The sequence below is a fragment of the Kitasatospora sp. NPDC054795 genome (assembly GCF_053611565.1).
The window spans coordinates 1-4,911 of sequence record NZ_JBSHAP010000253.1 but is presented as its reverse complement, the minus strand read 5'-3'; the positions used below and the strand labels follow the sequence as shown (position 1 = coordinate 4,911).

Annotated in this window: 5 protein-coding genes and 1 pseudogene; 3 read left to right on the top strand and 3 right to left on the bottom strand. The window is 71.1% G+C overall.

Annotation, left to right across the window (positions count from 1 at the left end):
- Both ACWGJO_RS40985 and ACWGJO_RS40980 read left to right on the top strand, forming a co-directional pair.
- Window positions 1-259, top strand: a pseudogene (locus ACWGJO_RS40985) (hypothetical protein); the annotation flags it as partial.
- A 155-nt stretch (window positions 260-414) separates the two neighbouring features.
- A complete protein-coding gene (locus tag ACWGJO_RS40980) occupies window positions 415-795 on the top strand; it encodes a CBS domain-containing protein (RefSeq protein WP_452190878.1) in 381 nt (126 codons plus the stop codon).
- 367 nt (window positions 796-1,162) lie between these two features.
- Here ACWGJO_RS40980 and ACWGJO_RS40975 read toward each other — a convergent pair whose 3' ends face one another.
- Window positions 1,163-1,444: a helix-turn-helix domain-containing protein gene (locus tag ACWGJO_RS40975; protein ID WP_452190879.1), complete on the bottom strand. Its 282-nt coding sequence runs from the start codon at window positions 1,442-1,444 to the stop codon at window positions 1,163-1,165.
- Between the two features lie 1,020 nt (window positions 1,445-2,464).
- Between ACWGJO_RS40975 and ACWGJO_RS40970 the strand changes: the two genes are divergently transcribed.
- Window positions 2,465-2,662, top strand: a complete 198-nt coding sequence (locus ACWGJO_RS40970; protein ID WP_452190877.1) for a hypothetical protein — start codon at window positions 2,465-2,467, stop codon at window positions 2,660-2,662.
- A 132-nt stretch (window positions 2,663-2,794) separates the two neighbouring features.
- Here the strand turns inward: ACWGJO_RS40970 and ACWGJO_RS40965 are convergent, their stop codons facing one another.
- Window positions 2,795-3,025 (bottom strand): hypothetical protein, encoded by a 231-nt coding sequence (locus ACWGJO_RS40965; protein ID WP_452190876.1) that lies wholly within the window; start codon window positions 3,023-3,025, stop codon window positions 2,795-2,797.
- Between the two features lie 583 nt (window positions 3,026-3,608).
- Window positions 3,609-4,004 (bottom strand): hypothetical protein, encoded by a 396-nt coding sequence (locus ACWGJO_RS40960; protein WP_030290324.1) that lies wholly within the window; start codon window positions 4,002-4,004, stop codon window positions 3,609-3,611.
- Between the last annotated feature and the right edge of the window lie 907 nt (window positions 4,005-4,911).

Here is a 4,911-nt window from a genome sequence, read left to right as displayed (position 1 = left end):
CACCCCCGTCACCACCAGGGTCGGCGCCGGCGACGAGGAGCTCGCCCGCATCACCGGCGCCCGTGTCCCCACCGGCATCCCCACCGTGATCGCCGCCCCCGTCGTCGAACGCCCCCGCCGCAGCGCCTCCGCGAGCCGCGGGCGCCGCGGACGACCCACCCGCGCGGGAGTCGACACCCGCGCTACCGCCACGGGCCGCGACAGCAAGGGCTCCTCCGGCCGCCGCCGGGCACCGCGTTGCGTCGCCCTCGCGGCCTAGCACGTGGCGGCCGGGACTGCCGCCGCTGTCCGGGCCCCCACCACTCACCGAGCGAGAAGCGGTCTCGGCCCGCTCCGGCGCGCCCGCCGGCCGTCCCACCGTCAGCGTTCTGCCCACCGCCGGTCCCGGCGTTGGATACGCGAAGGAGTCCGCCCATGACCATCACCCTCGAACGCCCCGAGACCGCCGCCACGGTCGGCGACCTCATGACATGTCCGGAGCTGCAGGTCAGCGACGACGTCATGGTCGACATGGCGATGGACATCCTGCAGAGCTCCGGCGCCGAGCACCTCCTGGTCCGCGACGACGACGGCCGCTGTGCGGGGCTGCTGACGCGCCTGCACCTCGCGCCGTTCCAGGCCCGCTCCTGGTACACCGAGCGGACCCCGGTGCGCGACATCGTCCTTGACCGCGCCCCGTTCGCCACCGCTGACATGCCCGCAGACGCGGCGGCCGCCGCCATGCGCGCCCGGGGCCTGCCCGTGTGGCCGGTGGTGGACCATGACGGCCACGCCATCGGCCTGCTCAGCGTCTAGGACCGTCCCGTCGGCGCCGACGCGCCGGCCATCGCCCTGTCCGCTCGCAGTATCCCTCACCGCTGCTTTCGGCCCCGTGTCCCGCCAGGGGAGGCCCTCCGGGCAGTGGACGCGCAGGTCGGTGCGGCCTCACACGACCCCCGGAATCCCGCGGCCCAGAAGCGGCTTCCGCAGGGGTGGAACTCACGCAGCGCCTGGTCGACGCCGGGGCGGTGCAGCAGGGCCGCGACCGGTGCGGCAGGTGCCGCGCCGCCGGAACGGTGCGCGACGGTCGTCCGGTGCACCGGAACGGGGACTCGTCTCCGGGGCGGCCGGCGGTGCGCGGCTGTCCCCACCGCGGGCCGGTCTCGTCGCCCTGGTGGGCGGGTCAGGTGTCGGTGGCGGGTTCCTGGCCGTGCTGGGAGGAGCGCAGTTGCTCGTTGATGCGCAGCGCTTCCTCGAGTTGGTCTTCGAGGATGATGATGCGGCAGGCGGCGTCGATGGCGGTGCCCTGGTCGACGAGGTCGCGGGCGCGGATCGCGATCCGTAGCTGGTAGCGGGAGTAGCGGCGGTGTCCGCCCTCCGAGCGCAACGGTGTGATGAGGCCCTGGTCGCCGAGGGAGCGCAGGAAGCCGGGGGTCGTGCCGGTCATCTCGGCGGCGCGGCCCATGGTGTAGGCGGGGTAGTCGTCGTCGAGGGAGTCGGGGGTATGCGGTCGGATGGCTGCCGTGGTCACTGCACCTCTTCTTGTTGTGTCGGTGGACGCGCTGAGGGGCCCCGGGGCCGTTGCGGCTCCCGGGGCCCCGAAGGGTTTTACACCATCTGCCGGCCCTGTGGCCGGCTTCCTTGAGTCCGCCTCGCCCCGGGGGAGGGGGCGTGCGGGGATCGCGTATGCGTGACCGGAAACCACCGTCCTTGCCTTGGGGGTCTTCGGAATCCGCCCGGGTGATACTTCACGGGCCGGGCGATCCTGATGGCGCTCTGTCCCCTCCGTTCATCCTCTGTACTGACCGAATTACTGCGAACTGCGGGTACTTCCGATTTCCGGGTACTGCGACCTGCTGAACTGCTGGTACTGCGAACTGCGTGGCAGTGCCAGCTATCCGGTACAGCTGTGGCGGCCCTTGCGGTCCGCCGGTTCCGGCAGCCAGCCCCGTGGCCCGTCCTGCTCAACCACCCGGCCTGGAACCCCACTGCCGGACTCCCAGCACGCGCGCCGGCAGCCTGGCGCCTTCACCGGGATACCACGTACTGCGACTGCCGGTACTGCCTGACTCAACTTCACCCACTGGTAATGCACTTGCCGAACTCGGTACCGCTCGGTAGCGGCCCCTGATGTCTGCGGGCCGCCAGGCCCGGCTGCCGACCCTGTCGCCTTGATGACCATCCCTGGCTTCAGGACCCTGCAACCGTTCCTACCTGCGAACTTCTGTCCTGCTGCCCGCCAGTTCATGTCTGGCGGGTACCGCTTGACCTCGTCTACGAGAGAAACACTAACCACGGTGCGCGGCAATGTCTACTTCAGCGGGCATAGATTTTTCGATGCAGGTCAGGGAGGTATTCTTCGCCCCGCGCAGGGCGGGGCGGTCGGCCGCCGCAGCCGCGCCAGGACGGAGGGCGCCGCACAAGGCGGCCAGGAGGACGAGTGAGAAGGAGGCGAGCGCTGGAAGCGCGGCAAACCGCGCGGCAGGTGCGCACCCCCGACCCGCATACACAGGCGTCGCTTGTAACGGCCATCGCCGAAGCCGTCCGCGACCGGGACGAGCGGGTCCTCCGCCGGCTGCTGGCCCGCTTCGCCGAGCAGGCCGCCATCTCGGACCTGCCCGCCCTGCGCGATGCCACCGACACCACCGGGCAGCACGACGGCCGCCCGCCGGAGACCCGATAGGCCGAGCCGGTCCGCCGCACTCCCGCGCAGCGGCCGAGATCATGGACACGGGTGCAGGCGGCCCGGATGAGGCGCTCAGGGACCACCACTGAGCGCCGGCAGCGGGCCGACCCGCGGGCGTGGTGCGTCCTCTCACCGGGCCCGGGGGTGTGTCACCGGTGCCCCGTGGGTCGGCCCGGCGGGCGAGGTGCACAGGGCGAGGACGGCGATGTCGTCGCGGCCGTCGCCGAGGTGGGCGTCGGCCAGGGTCCGGCACAGGTCTTCGAGGGGCAGAGCGGCCTGGGCGGCGGCGACCTGGGCAAGGGCGGTGAGGCCGGCGTCCAGGGGGGCGGTGGGGGTGCTCGACCGAACCCTCCAGATCATGCGTACGGACCCCGACCGGGCCTGGCGCGCGGCTGAGATCGCCAAGCAGCTGGGCCTCTCCAGCCACCGCGGCGTCAGCGCCGGACTCGGCCGCTCGGTCAAGGAGGGCATGCTCCTCGAGCCAGCTCCCGTGACCTACATCCTTGCACCCGAATGGGCCCCGCCCGACCAGCAAGAACCGCTACACGAAGCGGACTTGCGACCTGCGGATTCACGTTGACTGCGCAGCATTGGAGTACTTGCGTGGTGCTGGCACTGCTGTGGCTCTCCTTGCGCCTGGATCGTAACCCAGGTTTCAAGGACTCCACGAAGATCAGTGCAGCTCAGCGGCCCCACCAGGGAGCAGGTGTGCTCCGCCTCGGCCGCTGCTGTGGGCCTGCTCCCAGGGCATCACCAGTCAGGTCAGGCATCCCGTGGCGGCGGTTCGCCTGCCCGCCGGCTCACGCAACACCTCGAAGCGGGCACACGGCCGGCACAACCGCCGGACCGTATTGCCCGATCCGCGCCCGGTCGAGGAGAAGGGCCACTGTCGGGGCCGCGTCGGTGTCCTCCCGGGGTGCGGTCTACTCAGAGGGCGGCGCGGTCATCGGCGGCGGCGGCCGCCGCCGATGTGGCGGTCGTTGGCCAGTGCGGTCAGCGGGCCGTACTCACAGGCGAGCTGATTCCACGTCAGAACCTCGCCACAGCGGGCCGGGAACGTCTTCGGGTCGAATTCGGGCATGGTCCAGGTGCCGGTGCCCCGGTCCCGCAGCCACAGGTCCCCGTCACCGTCGACCACAGTCGGCGGGGCCGGTACGGGATCGGCCTGATCGATGGGATCCCAGGTGACCCGGCCGGGGTGGGAGACGCGGCGCAGCTCGGTGGTGGCCAGCCGTGCGGCCAAGTCGCGGGTGGACTCTTCGGTGTCCTTGACCGACGCGAGCCGGTATGCGTCGTCGAGGACGGGCAGGGCTGGATTCTGGCTGCGCTTGGAACTCATACGCTGGCTACCTCCGTAGGGGGTGCCACATCCGTTATGGGACCCCGTGCAGGAACACGGTATCCGAGGCGGGAGCCGTGCCGGTCACTACCACCGTTCAGGTTGAGGAGGCCGGGGCGGTGGGGCCTGGTGGTGAGCCGGTCCCGGACATGGCGCAGCCGCGGTGGTTCGGGGTGATGGCGATCCCTGAAAACGGCCACCCGGATACAGGTGTTTGCCGGACCTGCTCACCATGGTTCCCCGCCGGTGCTGTCTGGAAGGGGTGGTGTCCGCCCTCCCACAGGCGGGATCGGTCGTACGCCCGTGGGACCGCGGTGCTGCTCCGGCGGACGCGGGTGGTGGTGCGGTCGTAGAGGCGGGTGCCGAGGGTGCGCCACAGAAGCCGGGCGGGGTCGGGCATCTGCGACAGGAACAGCTGGCGTTCCTGTGCGGTCGCGTCCTCGAGGATCGCGCCGCCGAGGAAGATCAGGAGCTTGGTCTTGGGGACGCTGCGGCGTCCGCGTTCGCCGACCTCGGTCCATTCGCGGGGTGTGATGTGGGTCGGCCATCAGGGGAAGGAGGTGTTCTTCTTCGTCGGCGATATGGGAGTGGCCGAGGTCGTCGAGCCTGATCGTGCCGAGGGCGGGGACGAGGTCGTTGGTGACGTAGTCGCGGTTCCAACGCGGGTCGTGCGAACAGCCATGCTCATGGTCTCCTGGCGGGCGTCAGCAGGCGGTGAACCCCCGGCCTCACACCGTACCCACAAGCGGGTGAAAGGGGCCTCTGACCTGGGGCGACCCCTTGTCGTGGCGACAAGGGGTCGTGGACAGTTGGGCTGCTGTCCCGGCTGGAGCCGGGGCGGCAGCCGGCGAACGGGAATTTCGGGGTCACGCCGTCGGGCAGCCTATTATCGCTTCTTGGGCCTGTG

What these genes read in the sequence shown, in the direction of transcription:
- ACWGJO_RS40980 (WP_452190878.1), top strand. Translation starts at nt 415, where the DNA reads ATGACCATCACCCTCGAACGCCCCGAGACCGCCGCCACGGTCGGCGAC.
- ACWGJO_RS40975 (WP_452190879.1), bottom strand. Translation starts at nt 1,444, where the DNA reads ATGGGCCGCGCCGCCGAGATGACCGGCACGACCCCCGGCTTCCTGCGC.
- ACWGJO_RS40965 (WP_452190876.1), bottom strand. Translation starts at nt 3,025, where the DNA reads ATGATCTGGAGGGTTCGGTCGAGCACCCCCACCGCCCCCCTGGACGCC.
- ACWGJO_RS40960 (WP_030290324.1), bottom strand. Translation starts at nt 4,004, where the DNA reads ATGAGTTCCAAGCGCAGCCAGAATCCAGCCCTGCCCGTCCTCGACGAC.